The 21,775-nt window shown below is 38.5% G+C and carries 25 protein-coding genes; 9 read left to right on the top strand and 16 right to left on the bottom strand.

Annotated features, from left to right (window positions below):
- Positions 1-2: 2 nt before the first annotated feature.
- The 5 genes from FN732_RS03120 to FN732_RS03140 are packed head-to-tail and all read left to right on the top strand — an operon-like array spanning position 3 to position 5,702.
- A complete protein-coding gene (locus FN732_RS03120; RefSeq protein WP_142934612.1) occupies positions 3-1,955 on the top strand; it encodes a chemotaxis protein CheA in 1,953 nt (650 codons plus the stop codon).
- Complete coding sequence (locus FN732_RS03125; RefSeq protein WP_142934614.1) at positions 1,948-2,445, top strand: chemotaxis protein CheW; 498 nt, start codon at positions 1,948-1,950, stop codon at positions 2,443-2,445. Before FN732_RS03120 ends, FN732_RS03125 begins: the two co-directional genes overlap by 8 nt.
- A complete protein-coding gene (locus tag FN732_RS03130) occupies positions 2,446-4,317 on the top strand; it encodes a methyl-accepting chemotaxis protein (RefSeq protein WP_142934616.1) in 1,872 nt (623 codons plus the stop codon).
- Between the two features lie 12 nt (positions 4,318-4,329).
- Positions 4,330-5,292 carry a chemotaxis protein gene (locus FN732_RS03135; RefSeq protein ID WP_142934618.1) on the top strand — a complete coding sequence of 321 codons (963 nt, stop codon included), beginning with the start codon at positions 4,330-4,332 and terminating at the stop codon, positions 5,290-5,292.
- An 11-nt stretch (positions 5,293-5,303) separates the two neighbouring features.
- Positions 5,304-5,702 carry a chemotaxis response regulator CheY gene (locus FN732_RS03140; RefSeq protein WP_142934620.1) on the top strand — a complete coding sequence of 133 codons (399 nt, stop codon included), beginning with the start codon at positions 5,304-5,306 and terminating at the stop codon, positions 5,700-5,702.
- Here FN732_RS03140 and FN732_RS03145 read toward each other — a convergent pair whose 3' ends face one another.
- The 4 genes from FN732_RS03145 to ychF are packed head-to-tail and all read right to left on the bottom strand — an operon-like array spanning position 5,703 to position 9,405.
- A complete protein-coding gene (locus FN732_RS03145) occupies positions 5,703-6,416 on the bottom strand; it encodes an aminotransferase class IV (RefSeq protein ID WP_142934622.1) in 714 nt (237 codons plus the stop codon).
- Positions 6,416-7,609 (bottom strand): NAD(P)/FAD-dependent oxidoreductase, encoded by a 1,194-nt coding sequence (locus FN732_RS03150; protein WP_142934624.1) that lies wholly within the window; start codon positions 7,607-7,609, stop codon positions 6,416-6,418. The genes FN732_RS03145 and FN732_RS03150 overlap by 1 nt, the downstream gene beginning before the upstream one ends.
- Positions 7,610-7,654: 45 nt before the next feature.
- Positions 7,655-8,302: a DNA repair protein RecO gene (recO, locus tag FN732_RS03155; RefSeq protein WP_142934626.1), complete on the bottom strand. Its 648-nt coding sequence runs from the start codon at positions 8,300-8,302 to the stop codon at positions 7,655-7,657.
- Entirely contained in the window at positions 8,302-9,405 is a 1,104-nt protein-coding gene (gene ychF / locus FN732_RS03160) for a redox-regulated ATPase YchF (protein WP_142934628.1), read from the bottom strand. The genes recO and ychF overlap by 1 nt, the downstream gene beginning before the upstream one ends.
- Positions 9,406-9,505: 100 nt before the next feature.
- Between ychF and FN732_RS03165 the strand changes: the two genes are divergently transcribed.
- The 4 genes from FN732_RS03165 to hisH are packed head-to-tail and all read left to right on the top strand — an operon-like array spanning position 9,506 to position 13,254.
- The gene (locus FN732_RS03165) at positions 9,506-10,291 is read left to right on the top strand and encodes an MlaE family ABC transporter permease (protein WP_246051309.1); all 786 of its coding nucleotides are present in this window, start codon (positions 9,506-9,508) and stop codon (positions 10,289-10,291) included.
- Positions 10,288-11,061, top strand: a complete 774-nt coding sequence (locus FN732_RS03170; protein ID WP_142934630.1) for an ABC transporter ATP-binding protein — start codon at positions 10,288-10,290, stop codon at positions 11,059-11,061. Before FN732_RS03165 ends, FN732_RS03170 begins: the two co-directional genes overlap by 4 nt.
- Positions 11,054-12,637 carry an MCE family protein gene (locus FN732_RS03175; protein WP_142934632.1) on the top strand — a complete coding sequence of 528 codons (1,584 nt, stop codon included), beginning with the start codon at positions 11,054-11,056 and terminating at the stop codon, positions 12,635-12,637. The genes FN732_RS03170 and FN732_RS03175 overlap by 8 nt, the downstream gene beginning before the upstream one ends.
- On the top strand, positions 12,634-13,254 hold the full coding sequence (hisH, locus tag FN732_RS03180) for an imidazole glycerol phosphate synthase subunit HisH (protein WP_142934635.1): 621 nt from the start codon (positions 12,634-12,636) through the stop codon (positions 13,252-13,254). Before FN732_RS03175 ends, hisH begins: the two co-directional genes overlap by 4 nt.
- Here the strand turns inward: hisH and FN732_RS03185 are convergent.
- The 12 genes from FN732_RS03185 to FN732_RS03240 are packed head-to-tail and all read right to left on the bottom strand — an operon-like array spanning position 13,246 to position 21,775.
- Positions 13,246-13,962, bottom strand: coding sequence for a pseudouridine synthase (locus tag FN732_RS03185; RefSeq protein WP_142934637.1), 717 nt, complete (start codon positions 13,960-13,962; stop codon positions 13,246-13,248). The two genes, hisH and FN732_RS03185, sit on opposite strands and share 9 nt — an antisense overlap.
- Entirely contained in the window at positions 13,949-14,362 is a 414-nt protein-coding gene (locus FN732_RS03190; protein ID WP_142934639.1) for a hypothetical protein, read from the bottom strand. The genes FN732_RS03185 and FN732_RS03190 overlap by 14 nt, the downstream gene beginning before the upstream one ends.
- Positions 14,355-14,753 carry a hypothetical protein gene (locus tag FN732_RS03195; protein ID WP_142934641.1) on the bottom strand — a complete coding sequence of 133 codons (399 nt, stop codon included), beginning with the start codon at positions 14,751-14,753 and terminating at the stop codon, positions 14,355-14,357. The genes FN732_RS03190 and FN732_RS03195 overlap by 8 nt, the downstream gene beginning before the upstream one ends.
- Positions 14,754-14,763: 10 nt before the next feature.
- The gene (era, locus tag FN732_RS03200; protein WP_142934643.1) at positions 14,764-15,681 is read right to left on the bottom strand and encodes a GTPase Era; all 918 of its coding nucleotides are present in this window, start codon (positions 15,679-15,681) and stop codon (positions 14,764-14,766) included.
- The gene (ribF, locus tag FN732_RS03205; RefSeq protein ID WP_246051310.1) at positions 15,659-16,522 is read right to left on the bottom strand and encodes a riboflavin biosynthesis protein RibF; all 864 of its coding nucleotides are present in this window, start codon (positions 16,520-16,522) and stop codon (positions 15,659-15,661) included. The genes era and ribF overlap by 23 nt, the downstream gene beginning before the upstream one ends.
- A complete protein-coding gene (gene deoC / locus FN732_RS03210) occupies positions 16,482-17,138 on the bottom strand; it encodes a deoxyribose-phosphate aldolase (RefSeq protein ID WP_246051311.1) in 657 nt (218 codons plus the stop codon). Before deoC ends, ribF begins: the two co-directional genes overlap by 41 nt.
- Positions 17,139-17,151: 13 nt before the next feature.
- The gene (locus FN732_RS03215; RefSeq protein WP_185954223.1) at positions 17,152-18,018 is read right to left on the bottom strand and encodes an energy transducer TonB; all 867 of its coding nucleotides are present in this window, start codon (positions 18,016-18,018) and stop codon (positions 17,152-17,154) included.
- Positions 17,993-18,382, bottom strand: coding sequence for an ExbD/TolR family protein (locus FN732_RS03220; protein ID WP_142934653.1), 390 nt, complete (start codon positions 18,380-18,382; stop codon positions 17,993-17,995). Before FN732_RS03220 ends, FN732_RS03215 begins: the two co-directional genes overlap by 26 nt.
- A complete protein-coding gene (locus FN732_RS03225; RefSeq protein ID WP_142934655.1) occupies positions 18,360-18,923 on the bottom strand; it encodes a MotA/TolQ/ExbB proton channel family protein in 564 nt (187 codons plus the stop codon). The genes FN732_RS03220 and FN732_RS03225 overlap by 23 nt, the downstream gene beginning before the upstream one ends.
- Positions 18,920-19,669: an ABC transporter ATP-binding protein gene (locus FN732_RS03230; protein WP_221928594.1), complete on the bottom strand. Its 750-nt coding sequence runs from the start codon at positions 19,667-19,669 to the stop codon at positions 18,920-18,922. The genes FN732_RS03225 and FN732_RS03230 overlap by 4 nt, the downstream gene beginning before the upstream one ends.
- 19 nt (positions 19,670-19,688) lie before the next feature.
- Positions 19,689-20,684, bottom strand: coding sequence for a FecCD family ABC transporter permease (locus FN732_RS03235; RefSeq protein WP_246051313.1), 996 nt, complete (start codon positions 20,682-20,684; stop codon positions 19,689-19,691).
- 23 nt (positions 20,685-20,707) lie between these two features.
- Positions 20,708-21,775 carry an iron ABC transporter substrate-binding protein gene (locus tag FN732_RS03240; protein ID WP_142934661.1) on the bottom strand — a complete coding sequence of 356 codons (1,068 nt, stop codon included), beginning with the start codon at positions 21,773-21,775 and terminating at the stop codon, positions 20,708-20,710.

Consider the following 21,775-nt stretch of genomic DNA (forward strand, 5'->3'; position numbering starts at 1 on the left):
AAATGAAAGCTAATATTCCCGATGAACTTAAGGAGATTTTAGAAGAGTTTTTAATAGAGGCTGAGGAAATTCTGGAAAATTTAGACCAAGATTTAGTAGAGTTAGAGTCGAATCCTAACGATAAAGAGCTCTTAAACAAAATATTTAGAGGTATGCATACCCTTAAAGGGGGAGCAGGCTTTTTAAATCTTACTCCCATTGTGGAGATAGCTCATAGAATCGAGGACATTTTCAATAAGCTAAGAAACGAAGAAATGGTATTAACACCGGAGATTATGGACGTTATTCTTGAGGGAATAGATAAATTAAAGGAATCCCTCACTATGTTAAAGGAAGACGGGGAGCTCCCCGATTTAGAGGAAATAGAAGACCTTTTATCTAAGCTCGATTCTATTCTCAAGGGAGAAGAAAAACAAGAAAAAAAGGAAGGAAATGTTAACTCTTCTAAAGAAGGAGAGGAAATAGAATTTGTTGATGGTATTTCAGAAAAACTCAAGGAACTTATTTTGAAGTATCCAGATAAAGATTTGGCTGGAATTCTAGATGAAATAATACTCATGCCTCCTGACGAAAGGCCTATGGACGTTATTCCAGAAATAGAGAAATTAATTGAGGAAGGAAAGGACGTTAAGGACATAATAGTTAAAAAGAAAAAAGAAGAAAAGCCCGTATTAGAACAGGAAAGTCAAGTAAAAAAAGAAGTGAGTAAGAAAGAGGAAAGAAAAACAACCAAGAAAGAAAAAAAGAGTACAAAAGTAAGTTCCGAAACAATAAGAGTTGATGTTGAAAGGGTTGAGAACTTAATGAACTTAGTCGGTGAGATTGTCCTTGATAGGAATAGAATCTTGAAAGTAACAGCCGATGTTGAAAGGGACTGTAGAAGCGAGACAGTAGAGAAGTTAGTGGAAGCCGTGACGAGTCTTGACAGGACAGTGAGCGACCTTCAGGTCGCAGTTATGAAACTTAGAATGCAACCAATAAAGAAGATTTTCAGCAAGTTCCCTCGTTTGGTTAGAGACCTTGCAAGAAAACTAAATAAAAAGGTTCAACTTGTTATCGAAGGTGAAGATACAGAACTTGACCGTTCAATTCTTGATAAACTTGAAGACCCTCTAATTCACCTTATTAGGAACTCTTTAGACCACGGAATTGAACCTCCGGAAGAGAGGATTGCAAAGGGAAAACCGGAGGTAGGCACAATAAGGCTTTTTGCCTATCATGAGGGAGACCACATCGTTGTTGGAATTGAAGATGATGGAAGGGGAATAGACCCTGAGAAAATTAAGAAGAAAGCTGTTGAAAGGGGACTAATTACCCCTGAACAGGCAGCTCAGATGAGCGATAAGGAAGCTTACGAGCTTATATTCCTTCCTGGATTTTCCACTGCTGAGAAAGTTAGCGATGTTTCAGGACGTGGTGTTGGAATGGATGTTGTTGCAAGTACGATACATTCTCTAAGAGGTTCAATAGAGATTGATAGTAAGTTAGAAAAAGGAACTAGAATAGTCCTAAAACTACCATTAACTGTAGCTATCATAAGAACCTTAATGCTTGGTTGTAAAGGACAGGTCTATGCCGTTCCTCTCCACTCCGTTGTGGAAATAGTAAGGTACAACGAAAACTTGGTAAAGGACGTAGGAAATTTCAGAAGCTTTATGCTGCGTGATGAGGTTTTACCACTCTTCTCCTTAAACGAGTTACTTGAAGTTCCTGACGATGATGAAAAGTCGTTCGTTGCAATTGTAAAAGTAGCAGAGAAATTAATAGCCATTTCAATATCAAAGCTTTTTGGAGAGGAAGAAATAGTTATCAAGTCCCTCGGAGAGCTCTTAGCCGATATTCCAGGAATTGCAGGTGCTACGATAGCTGGAGATGGAAAGGTTGTTCTCATACTGGACCTAAACTCTCTCGTTTCAGATTACAAGGCCAAGCTTTTAGGAGTAAAGAATGGCTGAAGATAAAGAGTTGAAAATATTGGGAGTAGAGGAATTAATAGGAGAAACTCATGAAAAGGAAGTCCAAGTAATTGCTTTTAAATTGAACAAGGAATTGGTGGGCGTACCTATCGAACAGATTATTGAAATTACGATTAATAGAGATATAACTCCAGTTCCTAAAGCTCCTTCCTTCGTTATAGGCGTTATGAATTTAAGGGGTAAGATTGTTCCAGTTATTAATTTAAAGGAGCACCTGCGGATTCCTTATCAAATACCTGAAAACATATATGAGAATAACAAAATAGTTATTTTGGATACTCCAAAGGGAGAAGTTGGAGTTGTCGTTGATGAAATTATAGGGTCTATTAAGTTTCCAGAAGGAGATTTACTTCCAGAACCTATAGGAACAATAGGTATAGATGTTAAATTTATTACCGGTGTAGTTCAACTTGAAGACGAGCTATTAATAATACTTAACGTTGAATCTATTTTTAGTGAGGAGGGATAGATGTTCTGCTCTTGGGAAAAGAGAGAAATTGAAAGATTAAGAAAAGAAATAGAAACGTTAAAAATAGAAAATGCTCAAATTAAAAAAAATTATGAAGAGTGTGAAAAAGAAAGAAAGGAACTTCAAGATGAGGTTAAAAGACTTTCTCAAAGTAACATTGAACTACTTAGAAAAACTGAAGAACTTCAGAAACAGGTAGAAGAAAAAGAGAACGATATCTTCATGTACCAACAAATTCTGGATTCTTTAATGGAGGAGGCAATCTTCCTTGCAACGCCGGAGTTTAAACCGGGAAGAGAAGGAAATGAAATTGTTTATGCAAACAGAAGAGCTTTCGAGATAGTAAACAAGTGGAGGGATGTATTTATTAGTGAATTCGGTATAAATCCTGACAAGCTAATTGGAACGAGCATACACGTTTTCCATAAGGACCCTGAAAGGGTTAAAGAGCTCCTAAAAGAGACAAGGCCTGGAGAACATAAGAAAAATGCTGATATTCCTATCGGTCCTTACGTTATGGCATCGTATCGCCATGCAATAGCGAATAGAGACGGCTCTGTTCGTTACTACATGGCAACCTGGAAAGATGCTACTGCAGATAGGGAGGTAAAGGAGCAGCTTGAAAAGGCCAGAAAAATGTTTCTTCAGAACCTGAAGGCAACTAAGCAATCTCTCGTTAACAACTTAGAAACGATTGTATCAATTTCTCTTGCAATTAAAGAATTGAGAGATGTTATCAAACTTTCTAAAAAGCAGATGTCTTCGACTGAGGAGATAGAGGAAACTGTAAATAAGTTGATAGAAGTTTCCAATAGATTAATGGAAAACTATAAATTTGTTCTTTCAAAACTTGAGGAAGCTGAAAAGAAAACCTTTGAGTCTATAGACCAAATGGAATATATAAGAAGTATAACCAAACAGATGGAAGAGGTTGTTAAGGCTCTGCAGTCTCAAACGGAGCAAATAGATAGGGTTGTTGAAGTTATAACGTCGATTACTGAGCAGACAAACTTACTTGCACTGAATGCAGCAATAGAGGCCGCAAGGGCAGGAGAAGCTGGTAGGGGATTTGCAGTTGTTGCTGATGAGGTTAGGAAGTTAGCTGAGAGAACTAATAAATCTGCTATTGAAATTAGAGAAGTTGTAAAGAATATGAGAGAACAAATGTCAAAAACCGCAGAGATAACCCATAAGAGCGTTAAAGCTGTTGATGAAGGAATGAGCATCTTTAAGGATAACCAAGAGACGTACAAATCTCTTAAAATGTCTTCTGAAAGTGTGTTAGGTGTAATAAATGACCTTTCCAAAATAGTTTCTGTTCAAAAGAACAACATTGAGGATATTGTTAAAAATATTCACAGAGTTAATGATATTATCTCTGAAGTAAGAAATCACTCAGAAATTGTTATTAAAATTGCAGAGAAAACTGATACAAGTCTACACAAGATTTGGGAGACATTTTACATTGTAAATCTTGGAGATGCTTCCGTTCTGTTTGATAAGCTATCGAAGTTAGGGGAATTTGCAGGAAAGGTTAACGATACAGTCAAGGCTAAATTTATAGATGGAATGAATCCTGATATTTCGCTTCTATCTGAAGTTGATTCTCTTGTAAAAGAGTTAAGTCCACAAAATAAAGAAATTTCAAAGCTCTTAGATAAATATCCTTCAATTGAAAAATACTTTTTAGATGTTGAAGATTCACTTTTTGAAGTAAAACTCCTTTTAAAGGAGCTTTTTGTTGCGATGAACTGTGATAATACTAACGAAATTAAAAATAAGGAGAAAGAGATAGCCAAACTTGTAGATAAGTTGTCATCAAGCGTAATTGGAGCTATATCAGAAATATTAAACACAGTATCAAAAAGTTAAAAGGACTGAATAATGGCTAAGAAAGAGCTCTTACCAAAAATTCTGGAAACAGGAGCCAACGAACTTGAGATAATAGATTTTCGAATGTATGAGGTTCTTGATGATGGCTCCATCTATGAATGGATATTGGGGGTAAACGTAGCTAAGGTTAAGGAAGTTATTTTTAAACCTAAGGATATTATAAAAGCTCCAGGACTTCCTTCGGAAGCTGAAGGATTGGCAAAAATAAGAGGTCAGATGGTTCCAATCATTAATCTGGCAAAATGGATGAAGATTAAGGAACCTCCAAATGCAGGAAAGTATGTAATAGTAATGGAATTTTTGAGAGAGACTGTTGGGGTTATAGTTCATGAAGCAAAGAGAATTAGGAGAATTAGGTGGACGGATATTAAGAGACCACCTAAAAGTATTGACGAGAAGTTAGGAGGAAAAGTAATAGGAGTTGTTGAAATAGAGGATAATAAACTCCTCCTACTTCTTGATTTTGAAGGAATACTTGATGAACTGGGAATGATTAAGATATTTGGAATGGAAACAACTGCTGAGGCGGAGAATATAGAGAGGAAGGGACACTTTAAAATACTGATACTCGATGATAGTCCAGTTGCCAGGAAGATTATAAGGAGAATTCTTGAATCTGATGGACACACTGTTATTGAAGCACAAAATGGAATAGAAGGGTTAAAAATCCTTCACCAGTGGCTTGAGGAGGCTAAAAGGGAAGGAAGAGACATTACAGACTATGTCCAATTGATAATTTCTGATGTCGAAATGCCTGGAATGGATGGATTAACCTTTACAAAGAAAGTTAAGGAAGACCCTGAACTTTCTAAACTACCTGTAATTATTAATACCTCTCTTAGCGATAGGGCTAACGTTGATAAAAGCAAACTTGTTGGAGCAGATGCTCATCTTGTAAAATTTGATGCACCTGATTTACTAAAACTTGTGCATCAATATGCAATTAAGAAGTAAAGGAGGATTTAATGGTTATTCCTGAAGATATTAACATCTTAGTAGTTGATGACATGGCAGCTATGAGGAAAATTTTAAGGACCCTCCTAACCCAGTTGGGATTTAAAAACATAGATGAAGCTGAGGATGGAAAACAGGCTCTGGAGAAATTGAGACAGAATCCAGATAAATACGGTCTTGTTATTACAGATTGGAACATGCCAAATATGACTGGAATAGAGCTTGTTCAGGCGATTAGGAGTGATAAGAGACTAAAACACCTTCCAATTTTGATGGTAACAGCTGAAGCTAAAAAGGAAAACGTCCTTACAGCAATAAAGGCTGGAGTTAACAACTACATTGTTAAACCTTTTACGGCTGAAACACTAAAGGAAAAGATAGAAGCTATCTTTAAATCACTTAAAAAGTAACTAATTCAACGAGTGGAGCCGAAGGATTACCTTTTTAATCCTCTCACTTATCGGCTCCCCTTTTGGGATTTTAATTCTATAGCTTCCAATTTTGTTCACTAAACACGTATCCTCTCTTGAACTTGTAATGAAAACTTCATCTGCATTTAGAACATCCTTCAGTTTAAAAAAACCCTCAACAATGGGTAATCCCATTTCTTTACAGATATCCCTTATAAACTCCCTCCTTGTTCCCCTTAAACAGCCACACATTAAGGAGGGGGTAAAGAGAATACCATCCTTGAAGAAAAATATGTTGGCAAAAGCAGTTTCTGAAACAAAACCCTTTTCGTCGAACAGTAGTGCCTCATCGTAACCAAACCTCTTAGCCTCATCAATAGCAGTGAGGGAGTCCATAATGTCAATCGTTTTGTGCTCAGATAGGATAGAGTAACTTCTCCTTACAGAGTAAACTGGAAAGAGAGAAACAAACTTTCTCTTTTTACAGTCTCTCACCGAGATTTCAAAATTTCCACGTTTATAGAGTGTAAACCTTACAAGCTTTGTGCCATGAGGGGCTCCCTCCACTAAAACTCTATCAAACTCCTCCCTACTTAGTTTTAAAGGAATATCCAAAAAGAAGGAGCTCCTCCTTAACCTGCTGTAGTGGTAATCAATTAAAACAGGTTTCCCACTTTCAACCCTTACAGTTTCAAATATTCCAAATCTCTCCATTACGGTGCGTCAAACCCCGGAATTCTCGGAACCTTTTTAAGTTTGCTTGCCTTGTAGTACCATCCCCAAATTTTTTTGAGAGTATGACCAACAAACGGAAGCGGTAGCATGATAGACCTTTTATCATCCCTGTAAACCAGAGCTCCACTCATCCAGCATGGTCCCATATCCATTAGACAGAGAATGTGGAGGTGGTGAATGTACTCCTCCCTCTTAGGGTCTCCTTTAACCTTATTTTCAAGGTTCCTTGCAACGATTCTTCCCATGACCTCTGCAATGTGTCCCTGTTTTGCCTTCCACTGGGGCCCTTCAAAAGCTGCACTATCGCCAATAGCCCAAACCGTTTCGTTCGTCCCAACAACTGCACACGTTGGCTCTATCTTTACAAATCCGGCTTCGTTCAACGGAAGGTCTGAATTTTTAAAAACAGGATGACCGTCAGTTGCAGGGATGAACATTGTTAAGTCAGTCCTTAAGAAGGAGTCATCCTCAAAGAGAACTCCGTCTGGCTTAAACTCCTTTATTTTCTTTCCAAAGTGCCTCTTAATTCCCAACTTATCGAGCATTCTGTAGGCTCTTTCTGCATTCTTTTCTCCAAGTCTTACTCCGGGCTTTGGCATGGGAGCAAAGAAGTGAAGTTCAAACTTATCCCTAATTCCCTTTTTCTTAAAGTAGCAGTCCAAATTGAAAACAAACTCAAATGCTGGCCCTCCCCTCACTCCGCAAGGGTCCTTGGGATTTCCTCCAAAACCCGCAGCAATTATTCCTCCTCCCCTCTCAATGAGCTGGTCGATTTTCTCCCTAAGTTTTAATGACTCTTCAGGCCTACCACATATAGAGAGGAAGTTCTCACTCCCCTTGTGTTTGACCTTTGTTCCTCCCAGAGCAATGACTAAGTAGTCGTAGTCCTTAACAGTTCCATCCTCAAGATATACCCTCTTCTCTGCCGTTGAAATTCTCTCAACCTTCCCAATGGTCAGCTTAAACCCGTTAACTTTTGCTATTTCCTCAAGGGGAAGTGTTACATCCTCCCATTCGTACTCGTGGGTTGGAATCCATATTGAAATAGGATATATGTAAAGGTAGTCCCTGTCGGAAATGAGCTCTACATCAAAACACTTGTGGCATAGTGCAAAAGCTGCCTCAACTCCCCCTATTCCTCCCCCTAATACCAAAACTTTTGGAGCTCCCATTTCTCCTCCATTAATTGCATTTCAAGAATTAAATTATATCCAAATTTATTTGTTTAATCGATACTGTGCATGTTTCTCAAGGGCATACTTTATCCTGTTGAGTTGATTGAACTTTTTTTTCTTGATTTCACTTATTGCCCCTTTCGTTATCTCCCTTAGCTGAAGGGAAGAGAGTCTGTTCCAATCAATCTCCCCTTCCCTTTTGCAGTTTTCACAGACGACTCCCCCTTCCTCAAAGGAAAATCCGGAAATTCCCTTAGAGCCACACCTAACACAGCTGAAGAGCCTTGGGAATATTCCCTCAATGTAGAGGAACTTTGACAGGAAAGCCACGTAGGAGAGCTCAAAATAATTATTTAAACGTAAGTAAGTTCTTATTAAGTTAAAAAGCTTTTTACTTGGCTGTAACTCGTAAGGGTAGATTAGCTTTGAGATTTTGGACCTATAAATCAATTCATCGAAGGTCTTTGGGAAGTTTTCCTCTATTAGCTTTGCCCCTTTCAACTCCCACCTATCTTCCTTTTGAAGTAATTCAAACTCGCTTACAGAGAAGGGTTCATACTTCAACGGAAACTGTGAATTATCGAGCTTAAAGACAAGATTAACCCTACCCAACCTATCCGTATAGAGGGATACGTATCTCAACCTATCTCCTAAGTTTTTACTCCTTAGAACAATTCCCTTTACCTTCATTAAACGTTAAACCTAAAGTAAATTATGTCCCCATCCTGAACTTCGTAATCTTTTCCTTCAAGCCTCATAAGCCCCTTCTCTCTGCAGGCCTGAAGTGAACCCTCTCTGATTAAATCCTCGTACTTTATGACCTCAGCTCGGATAAATCCTCTCTCAATGTCTGAATGAATCTTTCCGGCCGCCTGAGGTGCCTTTGTTCCCTTTCTTACCGTCCAGGCCTTAACCTCTGGCTCTCCTGCCGTGAAAAAGGTTATAAGGTTGAGGAGTTTGTATCCTTCCCTTATAACTGAGTTAAGTCCAGGCTCCTCCAATCCAAGTTCCTTGAGGAATTCCTCCTTCTCCTCTGGAGGGAGCTCTGAGAGTTCCGCCTCAATCTTTGCGCAAATTTTCACGACGGGAGCTTTCTCCTTCTCCGCAAGCTCCCTAACCGATTTAACCAGGTCGTTGTCCTCAAATAGCCCTTCCTCATCAACATTTGCAATGTACATAACGGGCTTTGCAGTTAAGAGCTGAAGTTCTTTAACAACTCTTTTTTCTCCGTCACTCAGTTCGCTTAGGAAAGGATTTATTCTCTTGCCGTTTTCTAAGATGCTTTTTAGTTTCTCGAGGGCTTCTACCTCTGCCCTTGCCCTTTTATCGCCGCTCTTTGCCTGCTTTAAAACCCTCTGGAGCCTCTTTTCTACACTCTCTAAATCCTTAAAAATCAGCTCAAGGTTTATCGTCTCAATATCCCTTAAAGGGTTAACTTTTCCATCAACATGAACGACATTTTCATCCTGGAAGCACCTAACGACGTGAGCAATAGCATCAACATTTCTAATGTTTGCAAGGAATTGATTTCCCAACCCTTCCCCTTTGCTTGCTCCTCTAACAAGGCCCGCTATATCAACAAACTCAATCGTTGTAGGAGTAATCTTTTTAGGTTTCACCAATTCAGCTATTCTGTAGAGCCTCTCATCTGGAACCTCAACAACTCCAACGTTGGGTTCAATCGTACAGAAAGGATAGTTTGCCGCTTCAGCCTTCATTGTATTCGTTAAAGCATTAAAAAGGGTTGACTTTCCTACGTTTGGTAGCCCAACAATTCCACAGTTAAATCCCATTTCTCAGCTCCTCCAATTTTGTCCAGTTCAAATTTAGTATTTTTACTGAAAATTTGCTTATAATTCTAAAAGTTAAATGAATGAACTGTAGGAGTTTCCTTTGATAGTTGAACTTTTGGAAAGGATAGGAAGAGGTGTTATCTTCTTCCTGGAGTTTTGGGGAGGGTGGTTTCTACTATCCGTCAAATCCCTATCGATTGCCTTTAAACCTCCCTTCAGGATTGAGAGGTACATATACTACTTGGCTGACATTGGAGCTAACTCATTTCCCGTTATAGCTATTACCTCATTGTTTACAGGAGGAGTTATTGCACTTGAAACCTACTCTGCCTTTCATCGATTTAACGCTGAATACATGATTGGGGCCGTTGTTGCGATTGCAATGGCAAGGGAGTTGGGGCCGGTTTTATCCTCCCTCTTAGTTACTGCCCGTTCAGGTTCTGCAATGGCCGCAGAGATTGGAACTATGAGGGTAACTGAACAGATAGATGCACTTGAGATGATGGCTGTAAATCCGATTAAGTATCTAATATCCCCAAGAGTTTATACGACAATTATTTCAACTGTTGTACTAACCCTCTTTTCAGACATTATAGGCTACATAGGTGGATACATAGTAAGCGTTTATCTTTTTGGTGTAAATAAAACACTCTACCTCAGGTATACTCAGAACCTAACTGAAATGGACGACGTTTACCACGGTCTTATAAAGGCAGCAGTTTTTGGCTTTTTACTTTCAACGATAAGCTGTTTTTACGGATACTACACAAGAGGTGGAGCAAAGGGAGTGGGAGAATCCACTACAAAGGCCGTAGTTAGTTCATCAATGGCCATTCTCATTTTTGACTACCTGATTACCTACATTTTGAGGTTGTTCAACCTATGAAAGAGGCAATAGTAGTTCGGAACTTAAGAAAGAATTTTGGGGAGAAGGTTGTTCATGACGGAGTAAGTTTCACAGTTTACGATGGTGAAGCCTTTGTGATAATGGGGCCTTCTGGGACGGGAAAGAGTGTTCTTCTTAAACAGATAGCAAAGCTTATTGAACCTGACGAGGGAGAAATTTCTGTTTATGGAATGGATGTTCTAAAACTAAAGAATGAGGAACTTGAAAAGTTCAGAGAAACACTCACGTACGTCTTTCAGAGTGGAGCTCTCTTTGACTCATACCCTGTCTGGTACAACGTTGCCTTCTACCTGATAGAGAAGAAGGGAGTTAAGAAAAAGATAGCAAGGGAAAAGGCAAGTTACTACCTATCCCTCTTGGGACTTTCCGGAACGGAAGACCTTTATCCTTCGGAACTCTCAGGTGGTATGAGAAAGAGGGTTGCCGTTGCGAGAGCCCTCTGTATGAATCCAAAGTGTATCCTTTTTGACGAGCCGACAAGCGGTTTGGATCCTGTTATGACGGCAATCCTTGACAGATTAGTTTTAAGGCTAAAGAGGGAGTTCAGCAAAACCTGTGTTGTTGTAAGCCACGATGTTACGAGTGCCTTTAGAATTGCAGATAGAATCGCAATTCTATTTAACGGAAAAATTGTTGAGATTGGAACGCCGGATGAAATTAAAAGAAGTGAAAATCCTGTTGTTAAGCAGTTTATAAATGGAGAACCCGAAGGACCTATAACTGCTGTTTTGGAGAGAAAAAATGGGTAGGTTAACTTTAGAGGCAAAGGTAGGAGCCTTTGTAGTTGCGGGATTGGTAGGGCTTGGAATAATAGCAACAACGATAGAACCGTTAAAGTTTCAAAGGGGAAAGTATCACGAGGAGTACACTATTTACTTTGAAAATGCAGCAGGTCTTGAAAAGGATGCTCCGGTTAGGGTTGCAGGTGTTACAGTTGGAAAGGTTTTGTCCGTTGATGTTGTTGATGGAAAGGCAAAAGTAAAAATCCTCCTCTTTAAGCCTGTTAATCTCTATAAAAATGCCGTTGCAAAGATTGAGACAATGGGACTTATGGGAGAGAAGTACGTTGAAATATCCCCGGGAAATCCACCGGCTCCTCTATTAAAGCCAAACTCCGTTATTCAAAACACTCAGATTCCCTCTTCGATGGACGAAGTGATGACCTCTTTAAACGAACTCCTAACGAAGTTTAACCAGGCAGTCACAACTCCAGATGGAAGAAACAGAATGGCAATAATAATGGACAAGGTTTCCCAGCTTACAAGCAGCGTAAACAGAGCAGTTGTAAATTTAAACTCCGTTGTTGAGGAAAACAAGAAAACAATAAAGCAGGTTCTTGAGAATGCCCTTTCCCTTTCCGAAATGCTGAAGGAGGACCTCCCTCAGGTTCTCGAAAATGTAAATACCCTCACATCACAGCTTTCACAGATGACTCTCGAGAATAGAGAGGATATTAGGAAAATTGTTGTTAACCTGAAGGAAGCATCTGAAAAAGCGCCGCAAATTGCCCAAAATCTTGACAACTTAACTGAAAGGCTGAATCAGATTCTCAACGAAGAAAACACTCGGGAGATTCAAACCACTTTAGAAAATATAGAGAAAACAACGGCAGAGCTTAAGGAGATTCTTGCCAAGGTTAACGAAGGAAACGGAACCATTGGAAAGCTCTTTAACGATGAAAAGCTCTACCAAAATCTAACGAAGACTACAGAGACACTTGGAAAACTTGCAAGTAAAGTGGAGAATACAAAGACTTACATAGGATTTAGAGGAGATGTTAACACAAGAACGGGAGAAGGAAGGGGAGCTTTCACCTTCCAAATTGTTCCCTCGAATGACCACTATTACTTGCTTGAGGTTGTTGGAGACTCTCAGGGTAAGGTTGAGAGAAAGAAGTACTACATCTCATCAGGTTCTTCTCCCCACTGGCAGGAGGAAATCGAAACAAACTACAGAACTGAATTTACCCTCCAGTATGCAAGGGTCTTTGACGATAAGTGGCTCCACGAGGGAGGAAAGTTTGTCTTAAGGGGAGGATTAAAGGAAAGCACAGGAGGGTTTGGTTTAGATTACATCTACAATCCAAAGTTAATCTTTACATCAGATATCTGGGACACGGGAAGGAAGGACTCTGACGGCGACGACATTCCCCCTCACCTTAGAGTTGGAGTTAGGTACTTCTTGAAGAAGAATTGGTTCGTATACGGAGGAGGGGATGAGCTCCTCTACCACAAGTGGAGAGGGGCATTCTTAGGCTTGGGAGTTCTCTTTGGAGATGAAGATATTAAGTACCTTTTAGGTTCTATGCCCGGAGGTATAAAGTGATTGCAGTTGTTGACTACGAGATGGGAAACTTGAGGAGTGTGAGCAAGGCCTTAGAACACATTGGAGCTACGGTAAAAGTAACATCAAATCCAGGGGATTTGAAAGATGCAAGAGGAATAGTTTTACCGGGCGTTGGCGCCTTTAGAGATGCTGTTAGTAATTTGAAAAAACTTTGCCTTTGGGAACCAATTGTTGAAGAAATTAGAAATGGAAAACCTTTCTTAGGAATATGTCTTGGGCTTCAACTCCTCTTTGAAAAGAGTTACGAGTTCGGAGAGACAGAGGGTTTGGGAATCATTAAGGGTGAAGTTGTAAGGTTTGAACTACCAAAGGACTACAAGATTCCCCACATGGGTTGGAACCAGATATACAAAAAAAAGGAGTCAAAACTTTTGGAAGGAATTAGAGAGGGGGAATTTTTCTACTTTGTTCACTCCTACTACGTAAAACCTTCGAGCAAAAGTGTTGTTTTGACAGAAACGGACTACGGAATCTACTTTACATCGTCAATTGAATTTGAGAACGTATTTGCCACTCAGTTTCACCCTGAAAAGAGCCAAAAGGTAGGACTTAAACTTTTGGAGAACTTTTTAAACTTCTGTAAAAAGTTAGATTAATTTAACTAACTTCTTAAGTTTCTGGAGCTCCTCTTCAGTTAGGTGCCTGTACTCTCCTACGGGGAGCTCTCCAAGTTCTAAATTTCCGAATCTTATCCTCTTTAAATACTTAACGGGATGACCTATTGCAGAAAACATCCTCTTTACCTGGTGATACTTTCCTTCCTTTATCGTTATCTTCAACTCTGAGCTTTCCTCTCCAGAACGTAAAATTTCTACTTCGGCCGGTTTAGTTTTAAAGTCCTTGAGCTGAACTCCCTTCCTTAAGGGTTCTATGTCTTCCTCTCTTACTTTCCCTTCAACTACAACGTAGTAAGTTTTGGGTACCTTCCACTTAGGATGGGTCAACCTGTGGGCAAGTTCACCGTCAGAGGTTATGAGAAGGAGTCCTTCTGCATCTTTGTCCAACCTCCCCACTGGAAAGAGCCTTTCAAATTTTGGGATGTCAGAAACGAGCTCCATAACTGTAAGTTCCCTATCCTTTGTTGAAGTTATGTATCCGGCTGGTTTGTTAAGGATTAGGTAGTAATTCTCCTCGTAGGTAACAGGTTCTCCGTTAACTGTTACCTCATCCACTTCAGGGTTAACTTGAAAAGAAGGCTCTTTTACGATTTCTCCGTTAACCTCTACTCTTTCCTTTTTAATTAGCCTCTTTACTTCAGAGCGACTCCCAAATCCTGACAGGGATAGTAGCTTATCCAACCTCAAGTTTTTCCCTCATAACAATTACTTTAACGCTCAACCAGTATGTAATAAAGAAAATAGTGAAGTTTATAAAAACAGAAAGTATCTGAAAAAGTTTAACTTTTGAGATAAATTTCGAAATTTGAATCTCAATAAAACTTGACAGAACTATAAATGTTATAAATTGAATAATCCAGGCAAGAATTATCCTTTTATCCTCTGACCTAATTCCAAAAATAACTTCTATTGATTTTTTAAATCCAAAAAATAGAACAAAAATGGTTAAAAATATCAAGAATCCTAGAATAATAGTGGGAGTTATGTGTAAAAGCTTAACGCCAGCATACATTATTAGTGAATTTATAAGTCCTAAGATTAAATAGAAAAATAGGTAAAAGGCAGCGCCTTGAAAGTATTTAACCATTTCTCTCCTCTATGAATTTCTCGACTGCAAACTTGTAGGTAAAGAACAGGAGTAGGATATCCAAGTTGAGGTAAACAAAAATTGCAAATGAAGGAATTTTTATGAACGAGAAAATAAGGAAAAAGAGGAGAAAGGATGTAACTATGAAGGGTATAAAGTGAAAAAGCCAAGCTTTCGTTATAAGTTTATCGTCATCAACCAAATAGTACTTCTTTATTAAATAACGGAATGAGAAAAAAAGTCCAACAATCATTATAAGAGCTTCTAAAAACGTACCGATAAGGGGAGATAGTTTAAATCTCACAAAGAGCCATGTTACTAAGCTGTTAAACATGTAGAGGAAGATAAAACTGTAAGCGTAGATTAAAAATACTTTAATTTTTCTATTCACACCCCTCTCCTCAGTAAGAGTATCCGAGTCCCCTCAACTGTTCTGGCCTGCTCCTCCAGTCCTCCTTAACCTTTACCCAGAGCCTCAGATAAACCTTCTTGTTTAAAAGCTGCTCAAGTTCCTCTCTTGCGAGCTGCCCTATCTTCTTCAATCTCTGACCACCCTTCCCTATGATAATGGCTTTCTGGGAGTCCTTTTCCACTATTATGTCGGCATCAATAACCAACATGTTGGGATTTCTATCCCCCGGTTGGATATTTACAACCTGAACGGTTGTTGCATGGGGAACTTCCTCTCTTGTTAAAAGCATGATTTTTTCTCTAATTATTTCCGCTATAAACTGCTCTAAGGGCTGGTCTGTCACCATATGTTCTTCATAGTACTTAGGACCCTCTGGAAGGTATTTAACTATTAAATCAAGCAGCCTATCAAGATTTGTTCCCCTCGTTGCAGAAATAGGAACAATGTCGTTAACAAATGGAAACTCCTTGCTTATTCTGTCTATTAGTGGAAGGAGCTCTTCCTTCTTCACCCCGTCTATTTTGTTCAAAACTACAATAACCTTTGAATCCTTTCTCCTTTCCTCACCTATCCTTTCAAGAATTTTCCTATCTGCTTCGGTTAGTCCTTCCCTTGAATCAATTAGAAAAAGAATAACATCCGCATCGGGAATAACGCTGAAGGCTATCTCGTTCATGTATCTGTTGAGCTCAAACTTCTCCTTGTGAATGCCAGGCGTATCCAAAAACACAATTTGAGCATCCTTCATGTGTTTAACGCCAACAATTCTGTGTCTCGTTGTTTGTGGCTTATCTGTAACAATTGCAACCTTTGTTCCAAGTAGGCTGTTTAGCAGAGTCGATTTTCCAACGTTAGGCCTTCCAAGAATTGCCACATAACCGGATTTAAACTTCTTCTCCTCTTCCAACTCTTTCCCTCCAAAATTCCCTCAAGTTCTTCAGGTCAAATTTAATCTGATTTACAAGTTCTTCAACAGAATTAAATTTCCTTTCAGGTCTGAGGAACTTGAAGAACTCAACCTTAACCTTCTGTCCGTAAACTGGAGGTAATTCTTTCTCTGGAATGAAAACTTCAAGTGTTGGATTGCTGTTTTTTAAGGTTGGAGCTCTCCCATAGTTTGAAATTCCGTCAAAAACCCTATTTCCTAAGTAAAGCCTGACGGCATAAACTCCTAAAGGAAGGGGGAGTTCCTTTTGAGTTTCAATATTTACAGTGGGAAATCCTATCTCCCGACCCAATTTTTTTCCCTTTACTACTACCCCCACTGCAAAATAGGGAAATCCTAAAAGTTTGTTGGCTTCTTCTACTTTTCCTTTTCTCAAAAACTCAAGAATCCTGCTTGTACTTATCTTCTCACTATCTTCCTTTACTGTTTCCACCGAAACAACTTCTATTCCCAAGGACTTCCCTATTTCCCTTGCTGTATTGACATCGCCTGCTCTGTTTTTGCCGAACTTCCACTCACTTCCAACTACTAAAACTGAACAGCCCAAATCCTTTAGGAATTTCATGAACTCCTTTGGAGTCAAATTCCTTATCTCTGAAAATGGAACATTTATCAACCTTATATTTAAGCTCTCTGCAATTTTCTCCCTTTCCTCCTCAGAGAAGATTTTCTTCCCAAGACCTCTAATTGATATTACGACAATTTCACTACAAATCCTCTTTGCAGTTTCTATGAGTTTTCTGTGTCCTCTGTGGAAGGATTCAAACTTCCCTACCGTGCAGCATCTCTTTTGCAATTTCAACTGCTGAGCTTGTTCCAATTCTTTCGGCTCCAATCTCTATGAACTTCTCTGCTGTGGGTAAATCCCTTATACCGCCAGCTGCCTTGACTTTTATTTTCCCCTCTGAACATTTAACTAAAAGTTCAACATCACTAATTTGCGCGCCGTAGGGACCGTATCCCGTAGATGTTTTAACAAAGTCCCATCCCGTTTCAATGGCCAGTTTACAGAGAGTTGTTTTTTCCTCTTCCGTTAAGTAGCAACACTCCATAATAAGTTTCAGTACTTTGTTTGGCAGATTGTTTCTTATCTCCAAAAGTTCGTCTTCAACCTTTTTCCAGTTCCACGCTTTAACAGCCCCAACGTCAACGACTACATCCAACTCTCCGGCACCTTCCTCCGCCGAAAAAATGGCCTCTGCAACTTTAAGTTGAGTCGGAACAGTTGAAAGGGGAAATGCCACAACGGAGCAGACTTTTTCCTCTGGAAGGACTATCCTTGCAGTTTTTATATGTTTAGGAAAGACGCACAGAGTTGCAAAGCCGTACTTTTTGGTCTCCTCAGCTGCCCTTAAAACCTCCTCATCTGTAGTAGTGGCTTTTAAAATGGAATAATCAATTTTAGAAAGAATATCCATCTCTCCCTCTGTATTAGTTTTCAAGCCTAAAATTTATTATAACATTGATTGTTTCCTCCCTTTTTGAAGGGGGTTTTGGAAAGGGAGATGCCCTCTTAACGGTTTTTACTGCAGCTCTGTCTAAGTGGATGTAACCGGAGCTCTCCAAAATCTTGAACTTCTTCAATTGGCCATTTTTACCTATCGTAATTTGAATTTTAACCTTTCCCTCTTCCTCGTTTAATCGAGCAATGTAAGGGTAATACTTGTGTTTTTCAATTCTCTTTAAAACTTCCTTTAAATAATTTTGCTTTAAATAATTTTGATTCTGATTTTCATTCTTTAAAAGGGTATCATTAATTCCTCTCCTACTATTTTCTGAAAGAGCTTCTAAATCTTTAGACAAACTAATGTTCATTGGTTCTTCATTAGTTCTATTTTGATATCGATATCCAACTACATTTTTAATAAAACTTTTTTTGCAGATTTGAATTTTTTTACTTTGTTGTTCTTTTTGCAGTTTTTCAATTGGATTAAATTTAACCAATTTTGTACTTACTTTATCTAAGTTCTTAATTACTTTGTCTTTTACCGGTGCCGATTTTATTTTTTTAGGTCTTATTTTAGGTCTCTTGAAATGCACTTTTTTATTCTTCTTTGTCATTTTTCTTCTTCGAGTTTTCTTAAAATGTTTCTTTATCTTCTCAACTTTTCTCTCACTTTTCTTTGGTTTGTTGTAATTTAGTGGAATAACATTTAAACGTAAATGAGACTCCTTTTTCACCGGAGAGGAGAGATTAATTTTCCTCATAGACATACCGTACAGAAGTAGACTGTGAATAAAGAGAGAAACAATAACGCCAATAACTACTAATCTATTTTTCATCTTCAGTTCTTTCAACTGCAACGAAGTAGTTTAAATTTAAACTTTTTAATTTATCAACAAGATTTAATACATTTTTGAAAGCAGTTTCCTTATCTGCCTTTATAATGAAGGTTGTTTTCGGATTATAGTTTTTCAATAAATCACTCAATTGATTGTAATTAACTTCCTTTCCATCCAAAAAGATTTTGCCATTTTTGGTGATTGTAATAAAAACAGTTTTTTCCTGTTCAATAGTTTCACAATTTTTCATAGAGGGAGGATTAACTTCAACTACGTTTGTTTGAGAATAATTTGTGATTAGCATAAAGTACACCAGTAAAAGCAGTGATATGTCTATTAAAGAAGTAATGGGACTTTTAGGCTTCCTTATTTTTCTCATTAAGGTTTACCTTCTTTAAAGTTTCTCTACAGTGATTAAGAAATTCTTCAAGCTCTAATTCAACTTTATTTATTAGCCATTGAACAACCTCCTGAAATGAAACGGCAAATATTGATACTGTAAGGCCTACCGCTGTTGTTAGCAATGCCTCCCACATACCGGCCGATAGAGCCGAAACATTCACCTTCCCCCCCATGGCCTCAATAGCCATGAAGGACTTAATCAGACCTAAGACGGTTCCGAGTAAACCCAACATAGGGCTAACTTCAGCTGTAAAGGGAAAAATTTCAGTGTACTTGTAGAGTGAACTTTCCTCCCTTTTCCTGTAGTTTTCCAAAATATCATCAATATTTTTTCCTTCAGTCTCCTGGTCAAATTCAATAAAACAGTTATTAGAGGACTTAAGTTTTTTGAATTTTCTCACTTTTATCAGTAAAAAGAGGAGCCTTTCTATAAAAAAAGCAGTTACCAAGAAAGAGAGAAGCAAAATGATGTATACTATTACTCCTCCTTTTTGAAGTATTGAAAATTCAGGGATCATACTTCCTCCAAGCCTTTTATAATTACCGTAGGAATGCCATTAATTTCCAAAATATCAGCCTTTATCCTAAAAAGTTCCTTTAAAAGTTTAGGAGTTAATATCTCTCTACCTCCGTAAGAGATTAAAAGTCCATTCTTTACAGCCAAAAATTTATCTGAAACTCTTAGGGCAATATTGATATCGTGGAGAACACCAACTGTAACTATATCTCTCTTCTTAGTCCAGTTTTTTACAAGCTCCATAATCTCTATTTGGTTGTATATGTCTAAGTTGTTTGTGGGCTCGTCTAAAAGGAGAACGTTAGGTTCTTGAACGAGAGCTCTTGCAATCCAGACTTTCTGGAGCTCTCCTCCACTTATCGAGTTTAGGCTTTTAAAAGCAATTTCCTCCAACTTAAAGGCTTCAATAATTTCTTCAACCTTCTCAATGTCCTCTCTACTCTCTGAAAACCTCATGTAAGGTTTTCTACTGATTAATAGAGCATCAAAGACAGAAATCTGCGACCTTACAAGCTCTTGGGGGGAGTAAGAAACCTCTTTAGCGAATTCATTTGGACTGTAGGAACTAACATCTTTAAAGTTTATAAGAATTGTACCGTTGCTTGGCTTTAACAACCTTGCTATACACTTCAAAATAGTTGATTTTCCAGAACCGTTTGGGCCAATGATAGAGAGAAACTCTCCAGAACTAACCTGAAAACTGATATCCTTAACTATCAGCTTACTATCCCTGTATGAAAAACTCAAATTATCTACACTAAGATAACTAATAGCGCCTCCCCTCCAGTTTAATCAGTAGATACAGAAAGATTGGAACCCCTAAAAAGGATGTAACGATACTTACGGGAACTACCGTAGGAGACAGAACAACTCTTGATAGGATGTCTGATAACACCAAAAGTACTGCCCCCACGAGGGAGGATGTAAAGATCAACTGACCGTGTTCATTACCAGAAATCAGACGGGCTAAGTGGGGAGAGATAAGGCCTAAAAAGGGTATTATTCCAACAGCTGAAACTGAAAATGCTGTTAAAAGAGAGGCTAAAGTTAAGCCTAATAACCTAACTATTTCAACATTTATACCTAATGATTTACTTACTTCCTCTCCTAAATAGAAGGCATTGAAATCCCACCTTTTTAGCAAAACAAAGAGGAAAATTGGTACGAAAAATAAGAACTGTAGAATAATAGTGTCCCAGTTTCCCCTGTTTACATCTCCAAAACTCCAGTAGACAATTTCTGAAAGCTGGATTTCATTTGAAAGGTACTTAAGAAACATAGTTGCAGAAGTTAAAAGCATGTTAATTGCTATACCTGAAAGAACAATGGCCTCTGCACTTAGTCTTTTTATGTAGGAGAGAAAAAGTATGAAAACTGCTGTCAAAAGTGAACCTACAAAGGCAGAAAAGGTTACAACAAAAGGGAGTTTAAGGGGTAGGAAGAGTATTGCAAAGGCTGCTCCGAACATTGCTCCGTGTGAAATACCTAAGGTTATTGGACTTGCCATAGGATTTCGGAGAGTGGACTGAAGTAAAACACCTGCTAAGGAGAGACTTGCACCAACTAAGATGGAGGTGAAGAGCCTGGGAATTCTGATATCCCATAGGAGAGCTCCAACCTCTCCCTTTGGAGATACTAAATTTCTCAACAGTTCATTTAAAGTTACATTGAACTGTCCCCAAAATATTGAAAGGAGAGAAACAAAAATTAATAAGACAAGTAAAGTAGCTATTAGAAAATAATTGTACTTCTTCCTCGTCATATAAGATATCGAATGCTTTTCCCTTAAAACTCTAATCTCTGAAAGCCTTCCTTCCAATTTTCCCTAAGTTCCTTAAACAGTGGTTTTCCTACCAAGAACTTGGTTATCTCGTTTGTTTTATCGGCTATATTGATATCTTTAAACTCATCCGGTCTTAAAACCTTTCCAATGTAGTAAGCATCAGCCAAAGCAGTACCTATATTGGTAGCGTAGAAGTTATAGGGAAGAAGACCGTAAACGTTCCCTGTTTTAAACGCCTTGAGTGAATTGTAAAAAGATTTGTGCCTTTTGTAGTCCTCTTTAATAATGTTCAGTCCTCCTACATCTATGAAAATAAAGTCCGGATTCCACGATAGGAGCTGTTCTTTTGTTACAACAAGGTAACCCTTGAGACCTGTGGATGAAGCTACATTTTTCAAGTTTAGAAACTTGAATGGTGGATAGTCAGCAACAGTGCTTTCTATAACGTGAGTTCCCTTTGCACTTACTCCACCGACGTAAACGGTATACTTAATTGGTTTTCTGCTTCTCTGTCTTAAATCGTTCTCTATTTGTAGGATAAACTTCTCTATTTCCTCTTCCCTCCTTTCCTTTCCAAGTACCTTTGCAGCTATACGGAGGGATTTAAAAACTGCTTTTTCATCAAAAGTTGCAAGTTTCCCGTAGGAAAGAACAACAACGGGAATGCCCGTCTTCTTCTGTAACTCGTCTGCCGTTGAGCGGCTTACATAGGTGATAAAAATAACGTCAGGCTTTAATTTTAATAAAGCCTCATAGTTTGGCAGCCTTCCGGGCCCTCCCTCTCCTATAGATGGAAGTTTTAATAATTCTGTGTGGGCAAGAATGTAGGGCTTCCCTTTCATGTGTCTTCTTTCAAAGTTCTCTATTCCAACTACTCTATCTGTTGCCTCCAAATAGGTAATGAGCCTTAGAGCTCCCGGCCCACAGCAGACAATCCTTTCAACTTTTTCAGGAACTGTAACCCTTCTTCCATCGTAATCAACAATAACTCTGCCCTTGTTTTTGCCTGAATAGGAACATCCGAAAGATAAGACCAATAGACATAAAAACAGGAACTTTAAAAACTTCAT

The sequence above is a fragment of the Balnearium lithotrophicum genome, assembly GCF_900182585.1.
GTDB lineage: Bacteria > Aquificota > Aquificia > Desulfurobacteriales > Desulfurobacteriaceae > Balnearium > Balnearium lithotrophicum.